The 16,877-nt window shown below is 42.2% G+C and carries 16 protein-coding genes; 7 read left to right on the top strand and 9 right to left on the bottom strand.

Going from position 1 to position 16,877, the window contains the following annotated elements:
• Positions 1–117 precede the first annotated feature (117 nt).
• Entirely contained in the window at positions 118–1,293 is a 1,176-nt protein-coding gene (locus JK628_RS16160; protein WP_202285832.1) for a DUF3300 domain-containing protein, read from the top strand.
• Positions 1,294–1,366: 73 nt separating this feature from the next.
• Here JK628_RS16160 and JK628_RS16165 read toward each other — a convergent pair whose 3' ends face one another.
• Positions 1,367–2,740: a protein kinase gene (locus JK628_RS16165; protein ID WP_202285834.1), complete on the bottom strand. Its 1,374-nt coding sequence runs from the start codon at positions 2,738–2,740 to the stop codon at positions 1,367–1,369.
• Positions 2,741–2,946: 206 nt separating this feature from the next.
• On the opposite strand from JK628_RS16165, the gene JK628_RS16170 reads away from it, so the two are divergent.
• Positions 2,947–4,296 carry an ABC1 kinase family protein gene (locus JK628_RS16170; protein WP_202285836.1) on the top strand — a complete coding sequence of 450 codons (1,350 nt, stop codon included), beginning with the start codon at positions 2,947–2,949 and terminating at the stop codon, positions 4,294–4,296.
• Here JK628_RS16170 and JK628_RS16175 read toward each other — a convergent pair.
• The 3 genes from JK628_RS16175 to JK628_RS16185 all read right to left on the bottom strand — a co-directional run bounded on the left by JK628_RS16175 (position 4,280) and on the right by JK628_RS16185 (position 7,761).
• Positions 4,280–5,002, bottom strand: coding sequence for a DUF599 domain-containing protein (locus tag JK628_RS16175; RefSeq protein ID WP_202285837.1), 723 nt, complete (start codon positions 5,000–5,002; stop codon positions 4,280–4,282). The genes JK628_RS16170 and JK628_RS16175 overlap by 17 nt on opposite strands.
• A gap of 34 nt (positions 5,003–5,036) precedes the next feature.
• The gene (rsmS, locus tag JK628_RS16180) at positions 5,037–5,210 is read right to left on the bottom strand and encodes a pleiotropic regulatory protein RsmS (RefSeq protein ID WP_237524037.1); all 174 of its coding nucleotides are present in this window, start codon (positions 5,208–5,210) and stop codon (positions 5,037–5,039) included.
• Positions 5,211–5,523: 313 nt separating this feature from the next.
• Positions 5,524–7,761: a sensor domain-containing phosphodiesterase gene (locus JK628_RS16185; RefSeq protein WP_202285839.1), complete on the bottom strand. Its 2,238-nt coding sequence runs from the start codon at positions 7,759–7,761 to the stop codon at positions 5,524–5,526.
• A gap of 382 nt (positions 7,762–8,143) precedes the next feature.
• Between JK628_RS16185 and JK628_RS16190 the strand changes: the two genes are divergently transcribed.
• Positions 8,144–8,371, top strand: coding sequence for a hypothetical protein (locus JK628_RS16190; RefSeq protein WP_202285841.1), 228 nt, complete (start codon positions 8,144–8,146; stop codon positions 8,369–8,371).
• 121 nt (positions 8,372–8,492) lie between these two features.
• Here JK628_RS16190 and JK628_RS16195 read toward each other — a convergent pair whose 3' ends face one another.
• Both JK628_RS16195 and JK628_RS16200 read right to left on the bottom strand, forming a co-directional pair.
• Entirely contained in the window at positions 8,493–9,248 is a 756-nt protein-coding gene (locus tag JK628_RS16195) for an outer membrane beta-barrel protein (protein WP_202285843.1), read from the bottom strand.
• A 234-nt stretch (positions 9,249–9,482) separates the two neighbouring features.
• Positions 9,483–10,253 (bottom strand): ABC transporter permease, encoded by a 771-nt coding sequence (locus JK628_RS16200; protein WP_202285845.1) that lies wholly within the window; start codon positions 10,251–10,253, stop codon positions 9,483–9,485.
• A gap of 323 nt (positions 10,254–10,576) precedes the next feature.
• Between JK628_RS16200 and pepT the strand changes: the two genes are divergently transcribed.
• From pepT to JK628_RS16220, 4 genes are all read left to right on the top strand, one after another.
• Positions 10,577–11,809, top strand: a complete 1,233-nt coding sequence (gene pepT / locus JK628_RS16205) for a peptidase T (protein WP_202285847.1) — start codon at positions 10,577–10,579, stop codon at positions 11,807–11,809.
• 377 nt (positions 11,810–12,186) lie between these two features.
• Complete coding sequence (locus JK628_RS16210) at positions 12,187–12,888, top strand: nucleoside-diphosphate sugar epimerase (RefSeq protein WP_202285849.1); 702 nt, start codon at positions 12,187–12,189, stop codon at positions 12,886–12,888.
• Between the two features lie 81 nt (positions 12,889–12,969).
• Positions 12,970–13,686, top strand: a complete 717-nt coding sequence (locus JK628_RS16215; protein ID WP_202285851.1) for a tRNA (adenine(22)-N(1))-methyltransferase — start codon at positions 12,970–12,972, stop codon at positions 13,684–13,686.
• A gap of 137 nt (positions 13,687–13,823) precedes the next feature.
• Positions 13,824–14,339, top strand: coding sequence for an NUDIX hydrolase (locus JK628_RS16220; RefSeq protein ID WP_202285853.1), 516 nt, complete (start codon positions 13,824–13,826; stop codon positions 14,337–14,339).
• Between the two features lie 36 nt (positions 14,340–14,375).
• Here the strand turns inward: JK628_RS16220 and JK628_RS16225 are convergent, their stop codons facing one another.
• The 3 genes from JK628_RS16225 to gltS form a co-directional block, all read right to left on the bottom strand.
• Complete coding sequence (locus JK628_RS16225; protein WP_202285855.1) at positions 14,376–14,744, bottom strand: DUF6768 family protein; 369 nt, start codon at positions 14,742–14,744, stop codon at positions 14,376–14,378.
• A complete protein-coding gene (locus JK628_RS16230; protein WP_202285857.1) occupies positions 14,734–15,273 on the bottom strand; it encodes an RNA polymerase sigma factor in 540 nt (179 codons plus the stop codon). Before JK628_RS16230 ends, JK628_RS16225 begins: the two co-directional genes overlap by 11 nt.
• A 110-nt stretch (positions 15,274–15,383) precedes the next feature.
• Positions 15,384–16,613, bottom strand: a complete 1,230-nt coding sequence (gene gltS / locus JK628_RS16235) for a sodium/glutamate symporter (RefSeq protein ID WP_202285859.1) — start codon at positions 16,611–16,613, stop codon at positions 15,384–15,386.
• Positions 16,614–16,877: the final 264 nt, after the last annotated feature.

Genomic DNA, 16,877 nt, shown 5'->3' on the forward strand with positions numbered 1-16,877 from the left:
TAGAAATGACTTGGATACAGTCCCAAGCCCTCATTCCCTCGGTTTTCTCGCTTTCAGCTTCTGTTCATCTTCGCCTTTCTATAATAGCCCTATCGTCAATTATCGATAGGAAAGCATATGAATATTTTCAAACAATGCTGTTGCTTGTCTCTGGTTATCATTTTGCAATGGCTAACACCAGCTAACGTCTACGCAGAAGGTTTTGATAGCGCGAAGCAAACTCAACCCAGTGAAGGCGAGTTGGCACAAATGCTAGCGCCAATTGCACTCTATCCCGACAGTTTACTCACTCATATTTTGATTGCCTCGACCTACCCCTTAGAAGTGGTAGAGGCGCAGCGATGGCAACAAAAATATCAGCAACTGAGTACTGAAAATCAAGTAACTAAAGCTGAAGCGATGCAATGGGATCCGAGTGTGACCGCCTTAGTCGCTTTTCCTACCGTGTTACAAAAGTTGAGTGAAGATTTGCAGTGGACTCAGGGACTCGGCGATGCTTTCTTGCAAAATGAGGCTCAGGTGCTTGCCAGTATTCAAACACTGCGTCTACAAGCTGATAATGCAAGTAACCTTGATGATATGGAGAATATGCAGGTAACTCGCGTCAATAACCAGATTGTTATTGAACCAGTTACAAGGGAAGTCGTATACGTTCCCTACTATGACCCGAGAGTCGTCTATGGCAGCTGGTACTGGTATAACTACCCACCCGTTTACTGGACTATGTACCCTGGTTATATCAGACCGAGCTATGGTCATTTTTACTGGCATAGCGGCATTCACATTAGTTTTAACTACTATTTCAGCGCGTTTAGCTGGCACAACCACCGTGTCGTGGTGGTGAATCATAAGAACTCGCACCATTATCGCCATCATGGCCGAATTGTCACCAGCCACGGAGCCAAGCGTTGGGCGCACAAGCCACAGCACAGACGCGGTGTGGCTTATAGCAATAATGCCTTGAGACACAAGTACAACAGCCATAGCCCGAGCCGTGCTCATAGTAAGGTGGTTAGAAGTCAAAAGACTCATCAGATAAATAAAAGCCGTGAAATGCAGTTTACCAATAAGCTGAAGCAACAACCTGCCCAGCGTAATACTCACTATGCCAATGGCCGACCAGTAAAAAGCCATCAACCAGCTAAGAGTCATCAACCAACTAAGAGCCACCAGCAAGTAAAGAGTCATCAACAGGTAAAGAGTCATCAGCAAATGAAGAGCCAACGAAGCCAGAGCCCACAACAGGCCCGCAGCAGCTCAAAAACGACTCATCACAAACAGAGAAGAGATTAAGGTTGAGATGATAGGGTATAAGCAACTCCATAGACGATATTCAGTCTATGGAGTAAACGGTTCTGTACTTTACTTAATGGCTAATGACTGCAGCTGTCAGCTTATTTTTGAGGGTATTAAGCGATGCAAAAATATCACTAAAACGTGGACGAAATGACAAGTCAGTCTGTAGACAATCTTGACTCAGCAGACTCAATTCAGTGGCGAAATGATACAGTTCATCTTCCAGCACTAATCTGTTTTCAACTAGATCCTCAATAAGGCAACCAAACGCCCTAATTTCGACGCTCTCCATCGCCTCTTTTTGTATCTCAGGCAACTTATTTAAGTTGGACGACGCACCAAAATCACCGAACAGCATCGTTCCTTGATGATTTATCATCGTATTATGCGCATACACATCACCATGACTTACACCATTTTTATGTAGGTGAGTCATGGCATCCGCCATTTGAGCCAGTATCCACAATACCTGCGATAACCCCAAATATTCACCTTTTACAAAAGTGTCTCTGGTGCAAGTATTGAGTGATGGCGGTAAGCCTAAGTTCGCAAACGTGCTAGGGATGAGTTCCATCACTAGCCCAAGTTTATCAACTTGGTTAATTTGAGCGACGACTTTAATCAGATTGTGGTGTGAACCTGCTTGTAAACAACACGCAAGCTCATCACTTGGATAACCATCACTAGTCACCTCACCTTTAAACAGCTTAACGGCAATATTAAGATCTGAACCATGAAGAGACTCGGGTTGCTTTAACCATTTGGCACTATAAATGACACCAGATGCCCCTTGACCAATCACTTGGCCAAGTTCGATATCCGTCAATGCAACAGTCTGCATCGGCTGTACAGGCTGAGAGCTTATTGCAGTGCTCACGCCCTCTTTACTCAGCGGATTACCATCAAGTGCTAACCACGCAAGCTTAGGCAATTGAAATAGCCAATTAGGCAACTGAGAAAAGTTATTTGCCGATAGTCGTGCCAGCTCTAAATTACGGCAATTGGCCATACTGGTCGGTAAAGCACTAAGCTTATTGCCCGCTAATGCCAATTTTTGTAATCGATGCAATGACCCCATATCGTCAGGTAACGATTCTATCTGGTTATCAGTCAAAATAAGCCAACGCGTTTGCTGAGGTAATGTCCCTTGCGCTACAGCCTTTAGCTTGTTGGACTTAAAACTTATCATCTCCAAGCAAGGGCAAGCCGCTATCGCTGCAGGGATCTGTTCAAACTGATTGTTGGTCAGGAACAACAGCTTAAGGTGCTGTAAACGTGCAAAATCACTGGGAAGTTCAGTCAACAGGTTATCAGAAAGATCTAGCACCTCTAAGGTATTAGCTAGTGAAAAAATAGCCTCAGGAAATACGCTTAAACTCTCTGCAAGGGTTAATCGTTTAGTGCCTTCTAATTCACCCGAAGTTAACTGCGCCAATGTTTGCAAAATCTACTGCCCTACCTAAATATGAAAAATGGCGGCAATGGTAATACATTCAAGAAAAATGAGAAAGTGACGATTAGCAAGCTGGCAAACAACCATGGCTCAGCTGATCTATTTTACTTGTTATCGTATTTCTTTTGCATCTGAATTATCTGCTAGTATCGTCACTATGTTATCTGCTAATCGGCAAGTCATAAGGTTGAGTTACCATGAAAAACAAACAAACGGCTAAAGTCCCAAGTAGCCGCTTATCTCGGTTCTCTTCCGTTGGTGGGTTAGCTTCGCGCCTTGCTGGCAACGTACTGATTGAAGGGGCTAAAAAACTTAGCCAAGGTCAAAAACCGTCGTTAAACGAATTAGTAATGACACCGAAAAACATAACCCATATGGCGGACAAACTTGCCGAACTTCGGGGCGCAGCGATGAAAGTCGGCCAAATGTTGTCGATGGACTCCGGAGAGTTATTGCCAAAGGAGTTGAGTGATATTCTGTCACGACTGCGTTCTGACGCGAAAGCGATGCCACACAAACAGCTAGTCACTTTATTAAAAAACAGTTGGGGCGTTGAGTGGCTCAGCCCTTTTGCTCATTTCGACCTTAACCCTTTTGCAGCAGCATCAATTGGCCAAGTGCATTTAGCGACGTTAGCAACGGGCGAAAAGCTGGCGGTAAAACTACAATATCCTGGGATCCGCAATAGTATTGATAGTGATATCGACAATGTTGCCGCGCTGCTCAAGCTGTCTAATCTCATCCCGAGTAATGTTCAGTTTAAGCAACTGCTAGATGAAGCAAAAAAGCAGTTCCATGTTGAAGCAGACTATCAAAATGAACTGTCAATGCTGCAGCGTTTTCAATCTCTAGTCAGCAGTAATGTGATAAGCGCTGAGGAGTTTATCGTACCTGCGGCCTATCCAATGCTTTGTAATCAAAATATTCTAGTGATGGAGTTTGTCGATGGACAAAACATTGAGTCCATCATCACACTAGAACAAGCGACCCGAAACCGTGTTGCAACAAGGCTACTAACACTATTCTTTAAAGAGTTATTTGCATTCAAACTAATGCAAACGGATCCCAATTTTGCCAACTACCAATACCAAGCTACATCAGACAAATTAGTACTATTAGATTTTGGGGCTACTCGTGTCATTCCATGTACTTTGTCAGAGCAATATAAACAACTTATGGCAGCCAGTATTATTAATGACAGAAAAACTATGGAAAATGCGGCGCAAAACATCGGTTTCTTCCAAGATGCAATAACAGCGGAGCAAAAGTCTCTGGTATTAGATATCTTCTATTTAGCCTGTGAACCTTTGCGCTTTGAGGGGGATTTTGACTTTGGTGACGATAGGTTAGCGAAAAGGATAAAGCAGGCCGCTATGGCCATGAGTATGGATCGCAACGAATGGCATAGTCCACCCGCTGATGCGATATTTATTCACAGAAAACTAGCGGGCTTGTACTTACTGGCATCCCAAATAGGCGCCAAAATCAATGTAAAACAACTGTTCGAAGCGCAACTACAGGCAACACCCATTACGATGAATACTTAATCTTACGCTCCGCTTTCAGTAGCTCTTGGCCGGCAGTTATCGCCATAACCGCTTTTGATTTGAATTCACGTCGATACAGGGTCACGACGACAAATATACTCGCAGCAATAAGCAGTAACGGATGAAAAAACCAGCAAAGCGCTGCCATAGCGAAATAGTAACAGCGCAAGCCGTAGTTGTAGGAATGAGCGGCTTGATCTTGCACTACTGCCATCTGTTTTGCATAGCTACGCAGATTTTCATTACGCCCATTTTCATCATAAGGCGCTGCACCTATCATCACATTAAGGAATCCATATTGGCGCATCGACCAAGTAAATTGGAAAAAAGCCATGATGAAGATAAAGGTCAATACCCCCAATTTAACTTGTACCAAAGCATGATTGGGATCAGCAGCATAGGGGATAGTGGCGATAACCGCTTCTAAGCGTTCGACCTGAGCAAAGAGGGTTAATACACCCGCAAGCACTAACATGGTGGTTGAGGCAAAAAATGAGATGTTACGTTCAAGGTTGGCTAGCAATGCAGCTTCACCCACTCTGATCTCTCTGCCGATTAGCTCATACATCCAATGAATACGATGCTGATGCAAGCAACGCGCAATACAATTGGTGGTTTTCGCTTTACCTTTAGCAAAACGAGCATAGCCTACCCAGCTAAAAACAAAGATCATAATGGCACTAATATCTAATGCAGAAATAGTCATAACATTCTCATAAGCAGCGGTTTATAAATAGATATCATAAAGGTTTAGATTTTAGCTTACTTTCAAGATCTGAACTCACAATCTTTAGCGCTGCCAAGGCGACTTCAGGTGCAATATTATTTGATTCGAGGAGAACAATAAGGTCCACCGCCAATTTAACTTCTGCAGGCGCAGCTGCCAGCCCCAATTGATTATTACCGTCACTCACTCGCTCGCCTCTTCAATTTAACGCCTAGCTAAAGAAATTTTAGCTAGATCTCATCAATAAGCGACACGCGCTTATTCGCTAATAAGTTATTCTATCGTGATTGGAATTAAAAAACAGATTTGATAAAAGTAAAGCCGAACATCAAGATTCCGCTTGGATCTGCTTTGAACTAGCCCGCAAGTCTGAGGCTAGTGAATAGGATTGAGAATAATGCTACTGGACTTCATATGGCAGAATCGCTTACTTAATAGCGATTAAATGCAACTTGCCTCGAGCACAATAAAGCAACTCTCTCATCGCCCTTTCACTTATGTCAGGAGACCGCAGCCAATACTTCAAGCAACTTTTGTTTTTCTAGTGGTTTATGAAAGAAGTATCCTTGGATAAAGTCGATCTCCTTCTCATTGACAAAAGCCAGTTGCAAATGGCTTTCAACGCCTTCGACCGTAACCTTTAAGTTCAATGCCTTACTCAAGGCAACAACTGCCGTCACCAGAGTTGCCTGCTTCTTGTCATTTACGTCACGAATAAAGCTTTTATCGATCTTAATAATTTCGACGGGAAAGTCACTTAAATAGGATAGTGATGAATAGCCAGTTCCAAAGTCATCGATGGCAATTCGAATTCCAAGTTCTTGCAACTGGCTTAAAGATTTGATCAAGTGCACCTGCTCTTTCATTAACAAAGACTCGGTGATCTCCAAGGTTAATTTGTGGAATGGGAAACCACTTGGGCACATTTTATTCCCCATATCAGCGATTGAACTGATCAAACTACCTTGTAGATCATGGGACCAAAACTCAAATGTCGATACGTTGATTGACATGCCGATATCCAAGCCTAATGCTTCAAGTTCAAGCAAGGTTTTCATCGCTTCAAAGCGTACCCAACGGCCAAGTTCGATGATCAACCCACTGGCTTCGGCAGCCGGAATAAACTCATCAGGCCTTACTAACCTCCCTTCATGCCGCCAACGAACAAGCGCTTCGACATGCAGTATTTTATGTTGCTTGGCACATACTATAGGCTGGTAATGTAGCTCAAACGCATTGTTTTCAATAGCGAGTTTAAGCGCGATATTTAACTTGGCAGTTCTCTCTGCATCTGATTGCATCTGCTCAGTAAAGAAATGAAACTGATTGCGGCCACTCTTCTTAGCTGAAAACAGCGCTTGATCAGCACAGTTCAACAGCTGCTCTAAGTTACCAGCATCTTGCGGGAAGCAAGCAATGCCAGCACTCAATTGAGTAAACACCCGTTGATGACTGTACAACTGGTACTCTTTTGAAATGACTTCATTTAACTGCATCGCGATATTGGCAATCACTTCAGGGCGCACTTCGTCGGGGATAATGAGAGCGAACTCATCACCACCCAAACGCCCCAAGATGTCCCGCTCACCGAGACAGCTTTTAATTCTATCCGCCACTTGAGTGAGTACTTTATCACCTAACTCGTGACCTAAGCTGTCATTTATCTGTTTAAAATTATCTAGATCCATCAAGATAAAACTAAAGCCAGCGCTGGAACCTAATTTTGATAGATTAATTTGTTGCTCTATCTTCTCAAAGAGATGCGGTCGATTAGCCAGTTTAGTCAAAGGGTCAAATTTAGCTTGATGATGGATAATATCAGCGGCAGTTTTTCTCTCGGTAATATCAGCAAAAATCCACGCATATGAATACTCTGAGTCATCAGCTTCTTTAAAAACGGTGACGTTGACATCAGCATTAAATGGTTCGTTATCTGCACGACGACCAATTAACTCCCCTTGCCAGGCGTTACCACTTTTTATTTGTTCAAATAAACGCGCTAAGGCAGTTGGTGAGGATGGGCCAAAAACATGATGTGGTTCAAACGCTGCAAGTTCAGATTTGGTGGAACGCATAATATCGAAAAAAGAGGGGTTAGCATCAAGCACCGTCCCCTTCGAATCGGTGATCAACAGCGCTAACGGCATTTGACTAAATATTCCGCCACATAAGCGTTGGAACCTTGATGAGCGATCTCGCTCAATTGCTAGACCGGCTAATAAAGCCGCCTCGGAGATCAGTGCTAAGTCATCTGCGCGAGGGCTTTTCACTTCATCGTAGTACATCGCAAATGTCCCCAAAACATCACCTTCTGCACCGAAAATAGGTTCAGACCAACAGGATTTTAAACCCACTGCCAGTGATAGTTCTCTATAGGGAGTCCAGTTTTCATGGGTTGCAATATCTTCAACGATGACCCTTTGCCCCAAAAAAGCAGCCGAACCACAAGAACCCACTTTAGGGCCTATTTCAATGCCATTAATAGCGTTATTGTAGCTATCAGCAATACTCGGCGCAGCCCCTTTTAGTAACCGTTTGCCATCTGCACTGAGTAATAAGATCGAGCCTTTACTACCAAAATTTTTCTCTTCGATAAGACGCACAATCGCATGCAAAACTGACTTTAACGACGATTCACTTAGCAACATAGTCAAAATAGTCGCATAGCGTTTTGCACTAATTGCTGAGGTTTTTATCAGACTTGGAAGATATTCATTCTTGGTACTATGAGCGTTCATTATAATTCTTGTGCTCTACAGATCGGTCAAAAATTACTGCCTATATTACTCATTACACACCATCTTACAATCTGTATTGAGGACCATCCGAAAAAATCAGATAATACACTTAGCATATTGCATACAATGAACTAAAGCATTGTTAAAAAGCCAAGTTTTAGAATAGATGACTAGTCGTCATTTTATATAGCTGACAAAGACTACAGCCTAAAACGTAAGATTCTTGGCTAACTATCAGATTAGTATAATGAAATAGGAATCATTCGCAGAAATAGCTATACAGAGGCGACAGGAATAGTATCTTTAGCTTTCACATTACTAATTGCCTAGATATACTCATCGTTAATAAGCACTATCAACAGAATATTTAAGGTGACACCCGATGGCAAAAATGGATTTCTCAGTAATAAACGACACCACAGCCAAATCCTTTAATGAGCAAAAGAACCTTATTAAGCGAGTGTTCAAGGGAAATACTGTACTTTGCCAGACTTGCAAGCAAGTATTAGAGATGAAGTTACCGGTTAAAGGCCAGAACGAAACCATTTCAGGGATCCGTTGTAAAAAGGGCTGCACTGATATTGAACTGGATATGGAAATAGTGTTGTAAAATATAGGCTTATACACAATAGATAAGTAGTTAGGCTGTTTAAACCACCGTGTGCGTTCAGGTATTCAGCAGCCTAGTTAATTTAACATTGATGTTATTTCAACCACGATTAATAAGTGCCTTAAAACTGATAGGTTACCCCCAAACCAAAACCGCTTGATGCCACATCAAAAATGAAATCGTTATCATCATAATCAATATCTATATACCTAAAACTATACTTTAGCGCCCAGTGTTCTGATAAGTCTTGATTCATGGTCAAGTTCAATGCCCAAGATAAATCTGAACCTATACCAAATCCCCCCAGATCAGCACGGCTAATAAGATAAAACCCTTCACTAAAGCTCCACTTGTTTTTAATTCCTATAAGCGGATCATACCACTCATCAGCAAAACTAGGATCCCGACGTCGCTCGAAAAAACGCACCTCGAGTTTATTACTGATGTCGATAACCCGGCCGCCAGCAAAAGCATACCACTCCATATTAGCTTGCTTTGAAAAACGGTAAGCGGCCACTATATCAAGCATCTTTTGCTTGGCACTAAGTTCAGCTGAGGCAAACTCAGTCTTGGTATCATATTTAAGCTTCATGTAAACCAGGTCAATCCAAAACTGCCAATCACCTTTATTCGCTTGAACATTCAATAATGCAGCACTGTCTAGATTTTCAAATATATCACTAAACGACATATCCATATCGACAATGATAGGGATACCATTCTCATCGATATAACCAGTTTGACCTTGCTGATTAACAAGCCATAGATAGGGTGATATCTCAAACTCCCAAGTTTCAGCTTTAGCGTTATGACTCATTAAAAAAAGTGACATTAACAAGCATGACATTAGCGATTTAAACATAGGAGACTTAAACATAGCTATTCTATTTCCATTCAGTCTGTAATCAAAGGTAAGCCAATTTCACTGAGCCTGTAGCTGTTTATGAATGGCCCAAGATTCTTAAGACGATGAATTATCGCTATTACCAAGCGTAGTAGATTTTTGAGAGTTCACCCAAATAATGAAGCAGGATTTAAGGAAATATAATGACTCAACATTTCCGCCTACAAAGCAACCATTTTACGAACCTAAAGCATAGGAGTGTTTTATCTATTGAGACGGTTTTACTCGCCCATTAATACTGACGACAGTTCTAACACTCAATAGCAGCGCGCTAGATACAGATACCGTCAAGGTGACAAATATGGCAACCAAAATAACGATTTGGTACTTAATGGCAATAATAGGGTCTACGCCCCCCAGGATCTGCCCTGTCATCATTCCAGGCAGCGTCACTAAACCCGTCGTAGCCATTGACGCTAATATTGGCGCGAATGATTGCTGCATTGCTGACTGGATGAAAGGTAGAGCAGCTTGGTAAGAAGTACTCCCTAAAGCCAATGCCCCCTCATATTCAGCTTTTCTATCTTCAAAAGCACTAAATAGACGTTGTAAAGCAACAATATTGCCGCTCAAGCAATTACCTAACAGCATACCCGCTGCCGGAATGAGGTATTGCGCGCTATAAAGGGGGTCTGGCGCTAACAGGTAAACAATCATTAGCCAAAGCACCGGGAACAAGCCTAATGATAAACCGGCTAAAACGGGAAAATAGAGTAACTTTCTCGACAACTTTGCCTTACTCACAATGGCACTGGCACCAATGAGTAGCATCAGTAATAACCACAATAGATTGACCGACAAACTATTAAGCTCAAACAGGTATTGTAGATAAACCCCCACTAAGACAAGCTGAACCAGCATACGTGCCACAGCACTTAACATGTCTCTGCTTAGCCCAAGTTCGAAATAACGTTCGATAGCGATGGGAACCACCAAAATAGTCATAAAACTTGCCAACTGCCACCAGCTAATATCCATCACAGACCTTTTATTTAATGTTGAAATAGCTACAGGGCAATATAATCTCAAAGAAGGGTAATATGTAGCTAATTCAATGAAACTCACAAAATTTATGATTAAACTTAATATGAGATAATAACTATGTTTCGACACTATACTCAGTAATAAAAACAATAATCTAGCGGAAAATTAAACATACATCATCTTCAGGAAAGTCATGTAATTAATACCATCGGCCTGTAAAATTAGTTCTGGATTCAACAAAACTTGATCAATATCTAATGAATTCGTTTTGTGCCTTGTTAGACTCTGGCCACTTTTCGTTATTAGAAAACTTGAATATGAAACAACATCTACGTGAGCGTTTCCTCAAATATGTCAGCTTTAACACTCAGTCTGACGGCCAGCACCACAGCGTCCCAAGTACTCATAACCAATTTGTGTTTGCCCAATATCTACGCCAGGAGCTAGTCAGCTTAGGCTTCGATGAGGTACAACTCTCAGATAAGGGCTACTTAACTGCGACGGTACCGGCAACTATTGATAACGTACCTTGTATTGGGTTTATCGCTCATTTAGATACAGCACCTGATTACAGTGGCGATGCAGTTTCACCACAAATCATCGAAAACTATAATGGTAAAGATATTGCGCTAGGGCTAGAAGAAGTTCTCTCTCCGAGCCAATTTAGTAGCCTAGAGCAGTATGTTGGCCAGACACTCATCACCACTGATGGCACCACATTGCTAGGCGGTGACGATAAAGCAGGCATCGCCGAAATAATCACAGCGTTACATCACCTCATCAGTCACCCAGAGATCCCTCACGGTAGATTAAGGCTTTGTTTTACTCCAGATGAAGAGATTGGTCGTGGTGCAGACCATTTTGATGTCGAAGGGTTTGGCGCAGAATGGGCCTATACTATCGATGGCGGTCAGGTTGGTGAACTTGAATATGAAAACTTTAATGCCGCGACCGCAGTAATCACCGCAACAGGTAACAATTGTCACCCAGGCACTGCATTTGGGGTCATGATCAATGCCCAAACAATGGCCGCTCGCTTTCATGCAAAAATGCCGTTAAAAGATACGCCGGAGTTTAGTTGCGATTATGATGGCTTTTTCCACCTTATTGGCATGGAAGGGGTAACTGAAAAAGCGACCTTAACCTATATTATCCGCGACTTTGATTTAACCCTTTTCGAACAGCGAAAGCGTTGGCTGATAGAGAAAGTTGAAAAATATAATCAAGAACTACCGATAGGCCTGCTCTCAATTGAGCTACAGGACTCCTATCTCAACATGAAGCAGCAAATAATACCGCACCCACATATTATCGATATAGCTGAGCAAGCGATGAAGAACCTCGATATTGAGCCCATCATCAAACCCATCCGCGGCGGTACCGATGGTTCACGCCTGTCATACATGGGGTTGCCCTGCCCAAATATCTTCACCGGCGGACATAACTTCCATGGTAAGCACGAGTATGTATGTCTCGAATCGATGGAAAAAGCCAGCCGAACTATTGTTGAGATAGCCAGACTGACTGCAATAGAGCAAACGCTAAGTTAACGCATCTTTAGGGTGATTTAACCCTACACCAGCAAAAACAGATGTGGATTAACCTCAGTTTAATCCACATTTATGCCACCGACTTGAAGATGCTCGTTTCAGAGGCGTTGTACCAGTCCAATTCTAGGCGCATTAGTGTCATGGGTATAAGTGCCGTATTACCTAACAACACCGCCTTGCTTGTTACTCGACTTTCCAAACTAACAAGGACGCAAATAGAAGAGAGGGTCTATTTGATTGAGTTTTAGTACCGCTTTCACATCAATTTAGTATGTATCCTCAGAAGAAGCACTCATGCAAACAAGATTAAGAGATTCAAATTCACCCCGTTCACAGCTACACTTCAAGCTAAATGTTTTTAATCGAATCGATACTTAATGAATGCTGCAATCATCGGTGCAACAGGCTTAATTGGTCAACTACTACTGCAAAAGCTGATCGATTCAGCGGCCTACAACAAGATTTTTGTATTTGGACGCCGCGAAGCTCCATATACAGCATCACTCGGCACTGAAGTAATATATATCAACTGCCAATTAGTACAATTACCCACTATTGCACTGGACGAGAAGATAGATCAGGCTTTTTGCTGTTTAGGCACCACGATTAAACAAGCGGGAAGTCAACAAGCGTTTATTGCAGTAGATAAAACCGCAGTTATCGATTTTGTTCAATTATGCCAAGCCAACACTAACCTCGTCGTTACAGCACTTGGGGCTGATGCTCAATCAAGTACTTTTTATAACCGGATTAAGGGTGAAACCGAATTAGCATTAGCGTCTATTTTGGACTCTGACGAACAAGCTGATGAAGTTGTCGCTAAGTTGATTTTGTTCCAGCCAAGTCTGCTTTTAGGGCTGCGCTCCCAACGTCGTCCACTTGAATCATTCGGCCAATCTGTGTTCAAGCTTATTTCGCCGCTGTTTGTCGGGCGGTTAAAACATTACCAACCCATCTCCGGCAACTGTGTAGCCAACGCTATGTTGAATATGGCGATCACTGCCGAAAAGTCATCTTCATCAGGGGATGACGCTGCAGCGCTTCGGCTTATTAGAGTACAAAATGAGGCAATGCTGTGATTTTCTATCTTTATAGGCTTTATATCACTGCTAGATAGATTAGAATGCCCTTCCATTTTAACAGCGTTAATCATAGATCAGATGAAGATAAGCCAGCGACTAGAAAAAATAGCAAGCATGGTACAGAGTCGCTACGACCACATTTGGGATTGCTGCTGCGATCATGGCTTATTAGGTGCCAAATTATTAGATAATAATAGTGCTGACACCGTCCACTTTGTCGATGTGGTGCCAGAGCTAATGCAACAGGTGTCAACCAAGCTTGAGCGCTTCTACCCGAGTCCTATCGGTGGTGCAAAGCGTTGGCAAGTTCACTGCATTGATGTGGCGCAGTTGCCTTTAGCAAACAAAGAGCAAACTCAGCTAGTGATTATCGCTGGCGTGGGTGGAGAGCTATTAGTTGAACTAGTACAAGCGATATTGGCAAGAAATCCACAGCATACACTTGAATTTATTCTTTGCCCAGTTCACCACATCTTTGAGGTTCGCAAAGCCTTAGCCACACTACAACTTGGGTTAATTGACGAACATCTTATGGAAGAAAACCAGCGTTTTTACGAAGTGCTACATGTATCGACGCAATCCCAACTGCCGATCGCCTTGGTTGGTGAACAAATGTGGGATATTACTCGCTCAATTGATCTACGTTACCTGCAAAAAACCTTGGATCACTATCAACGTATTCAAGTTGGTCTATTACAAAAACCGAATCAGGATGAAGACAAAAATATAGAGATAACGCAGATCATCAACGCTTATAAAGCCTTGCAGCCTCAAAACTGTAACAACACAAGATAGCATCAAAGAATAAGGTCATCATCTGCACTCTTTGACAATAATAAGGTTCAAAAACACAGTAACCTGTCCATTTTAACAATTACTGATTACTGAATCATTAATACGATTGGTATTAGCAACCTAACTCTAAGTGAACTATGCAGCTATTAAAATCCACTATTCACCCTGAACTAGCCTCCCTTGAGGGTAAGCGATTTCATCGCCAAGCCGCGCGCGGTATCATTCTTGATGGCGACAATATCTTAATGCTATACACGGAGCGTTATCATGATTACAGCATACCGGGCGGCGGCGTTGATGAGGGGGAAGATCTTCGCCAAGGGCTAGTCAGAGAGCTCGAAGAGGAAACGGGGGCAAAACATATCGATATCTTAACTGAATTCGGTTGTTATGAAGAGTTTAGGCCATGGTACAAGGATGATTTTGATTTAGTGCATATGGAGTCCTATTGCTATGTTTGCACCATTCATCCAGAACTGGGAGAAACTCGACTTGAGGAACATGAGATCCAAAACGGCATGCGCCCTCTGTGGATTAATATTCATCAAGCCATTGCCCATAACGAGCATACGATAGCTAACAGCCCTAAAAAAGGCATGTCGATAGAGCGTGAAACATACTTGCTTAAGCTCATCGTTAAAGAGCTTTTATAGCCATTAGGGCTTCCACAGAGGAAACCCTAACCAAGGCTATTGCGACCCTTGAATTGTAATAGCGAGCTCCAATCTTTTAATTTCTCGCTGCAGTGCATTGCGATTAACCTCGTTAAACGTCCACATCTTAATCGCAATCTGCATCATGCTGCTTAACAACAAGGTTACTCCCCAACGGATAAGCTCTTGCACGCTTTCAACCACAAAAAAGAATTGATAGCCCGACCACAGCATTAAGCCACTTAAAAGCACAGCAATAATACTCATCAGCACCATCCAACCACCTAAGCGACCTTTATAGGCATCGCCTAACATGCTAAATAAAGAAGCATCAGGCCTTTGGGTTTGGCTAAGCTCTTTTTGCTCTCTCGCCAGTTCTTCACGGATTTTTTTATCAATATCCATACTCTTTCTCCTGTTCTAAATACTGCTTAAACAACTTTCTTGCTCTAAATAAACGCGACTTAACAGTGCCTTCAGCGATCTCTAAAATTGCTGAAATTTTCGCTATACTAAATTGCTCCAAATAGAACAGATATAACACCTGCCCTTCTATAGGGGGAAGCCTTATTAACACCTGATGAAGTTCCTTTATTTCATCGCCATGTTCGGCCTCTACAATCTCGCACTCATTAGCCTTTAGATCATCTAAACTTTGGTAACGGTTTTGGATCTTTAAATGATCCAACACTTGCCAACGTACCAGCTTAAACACCCATGCATTAATGGTGGCTGGATCTTCGAGCTTATAAATGGTTTTGGATAGCTTTAACAAAGCATCTTGAACTGCATCCTGTGCCAAATTCATATCACCCGCTATTTTGATAGCAAATCCTATCGCACGAGGATAAAAATGCTGACATAGCGCCGAGAACGCTTTCTTACTCCCAGCTTGAGCTTCCATTACCCACAACTCAACTTGCGCTTGCTGCATCAGTTCGGTGTCACTCCATTTATCATTTAATATAAAGACGACCGCTATCTAGAAAAGGTTCATTTAAAAACAAAAAAGGGAGCAAAGCTCCCTTTTCTCATAACACCAAGTTAGAAATAGACAAACAGATTAATGATCATTGCGTTGATTATATCTATAAAGAAACCACAGACTAACGGCACAATAATAAATGCTCTATGGGCTGCACCGTACTGCTGACTTACCGCCGTCATATTTACTATTGCCGTCGCTGTAGAGCCCAGCGTGACTCCGCCAAAACCGGAACATATCACTGCCGCTTCATAGTCTTTACCCATGAAACGAAATACTACAAATATAGTAAACACCACAGAAAGGAACACTTGCAGCGCCATAATCACCGAGATGTATAATAAACTGCCTTCAAGCTCCCAAATTTTTAGACTCATCAACGCCATGGTTAAAAACATACCAAGGCAAATATCTTGGATCAAAGATAAGCCACGCGAAGCATCTTCAATGTAAGTTCGGTCTTTTTGCTTACGTCGATTCAATATTGCACGACCTACATTGCCAATAATTATACCGGCAAGTAAACACGCGACAAACATCGGCAGTTTAAGACCAGCCTCTTGCATAGCAAGGTCAATAAAGTAACCGATAATCAGGGTCACGTTGAGCCAGAGCCAAGCACGCAACACACCAAAATAATCCACCTTCATATGTGAAGTATTACTTTGGTGACTCGCACCAATATCGAGTTCTTCGTTATTATTGGCCTTAATTTGATGACGCTTCATTAAATAAGCGGCAATGGGACCACCAATAACACAAGCCGAGATCAGCCCAAGAGTATTTGATGCGATACCTAGCTCACTTGCATTAACAATCCCTAGTTCTTCAACAAACGTGGGCGTCCAGGCCATTGCAGTACCGACACCACCTATGAGCGCGATAGAACCTGACATCAAGCCCGCTTTTGGATCTAAACCAAATAGCGTGGCGACCGTAACGCCGGTAAAGTTCTGCAGAAATATAAACACACTCGCGAGTACTATTAAAATGAGTAACGGTTTGCCACCCTTTAACAGCGTGGCAAAATCCGCTTTCAAGCCAATACCAGCAAAAAAGTAGAGCAACAAGGTATCTCTAACCGCTAGGTTAAATTCAATTTGAATATCAAATGCGTAATACAAAATGCCAACAGCTGTCGCACACGCAAAGCCCCCCACGACAGGCTCAGGAATACTGTACTTACGTAGTATCTCATAACGCGAGATAATTGCCTTACCAATAAACAAGGCAATAATGGCTAATGTAAAAGACACAAAGTCTTTTATTTCAAGTAATTGTGGTTCCATAATACGAATTTACTCCCAACAGAGATGCCAAACTCAGCATATCGACAAATCAACACATTCAATAGGTAACTACCCTCAACCTAAGGAAACTAAAAAATACGGCTTAATACTCAACCTAGCAGGTTTCAATTTGATAACAATAGCAGTTTTCAGAGTGTTCACTCTGCTGATAACTGAAAATGCTAGTAGACTGAAGTCAATTACAATCGTTTCTAATATAAATACAAAAAACAAATATAAAAAAACGGCCTATTCGGCCGTTTG

Origin of the sequence: Shewanella sp. KX20019 (assembly GCF_016757755.1) — a bacterium.
In the GTDB taxonomy this organism is placed as follows: Bacteria; Pseudomonadota; Gammaproteobacteria; order Enterobacterales; family Shewanellaceae; genus Shewanella.

What these genes read in the sequence shown, in the direction of transcription:
- JK628_RS16160 (WP_202285832.1), top strand. Translation starts at nt 118, where the DNA reads ATGAATATTTTCAAACAATGCTGTTGCTTGTCTCTGGTTATCATTTTG.
- JK628_RS16170 (WP_202285836.1), top strand. Translation starts at nt 2,947, where the DNA reads ATGAAAAACAAACAAACGGCTAAAGTCCCAAGTAGCCGCTTATCTCGG.
- JK628_RS16175 (WP_202285837.1), bottom strand. Translation starts at nt 5,002, where the DNA reads ATGACTATTTCTGCATTAGATATTAGTGCCATTATGATCTTTGTTTTT.
- JK628_RS16185 (WP_202285839.1), bottom strand. Translation starts at nt 7,761, where the DNA reads ATGAACGCTCATAGTACCAAGAATGAATATCTTCCAAGTCTGATAAAA.
- JK628_RS16190 (WP_202285841.1), top strand. Translation starts at nt 8,144, where the DNA reads ATGGCAAAAATGGATTTCTCAGTAATAAACGACACCACAGCCAAATCC.
- JK628_RS16195 (WP_202285843.1), bottom strand. Translation starts at nt 9,248, where the DNA reads ATGTTTAAGTCTCCTATGTTTAAATCGCTAATGTCATGCTTGTTAATG.
- JK628_RS16200 (WP_202285845.1), bottom strand. Translation starts at nt 10,253, where the DNA reads ATGGATATTAGCTGGTGGCAGTTGGCAAGTTTTATGACTATTTTGGTG.
- pepT (WP_202285847.1), top strand. Translation starts at nt 10,577, where the DNA reads ATGAAACAACATCTACGTGAGCGTTTCCTCAAATATGTCAGCTTTAAC.
- JK628_RS16210 (WP_202285849.1), top strand. Translation starts at nt 12,187, where the DNA reads ATGAATGCTGCAATCATCGGTGCAACAGGCTTAATTGGTCAACTACTA.
- JK628_RS16215 (WP_202285851.1), top strand. Translation starts at nt 12,970, where the DNA reads ATGAAGATAAGCCAGCGACTAGAAAAAATAGCAAGCATGGTACAGAGT.
- JK628_RS16220 (WP_202285853.1), top strand. Translation starts at nt 13,824, where the DNA reads ATGCAGCTATTAAAATCCACTATTCACCCTGAACTAGCCTCCCTTGAG.
- JK628_RS16225 (WP_202285855.1), bottom strand. Translation starts at nt 14,744, where the DNA reads ATGGATATTGATAAAAAAATCCGTGAAGAACTGGCGAGAGAGCAAAAA.
- JK628_RS16230 (WP_202285857.1), bottom strand. Translation starts at nt 15,273, where the DNA reads ATGCAGCAAGCGCAAGTTGAGTTGTGGGTAATGGAAGCTCAAGCTGGG.
- gltS (WP_202285859.1), bottom strand. Translation starts at nt 16,613, where the DNA reads ATGGAACCACAATTACTTGAAATAAAAGACTTTGTGTCTTTTACATTA.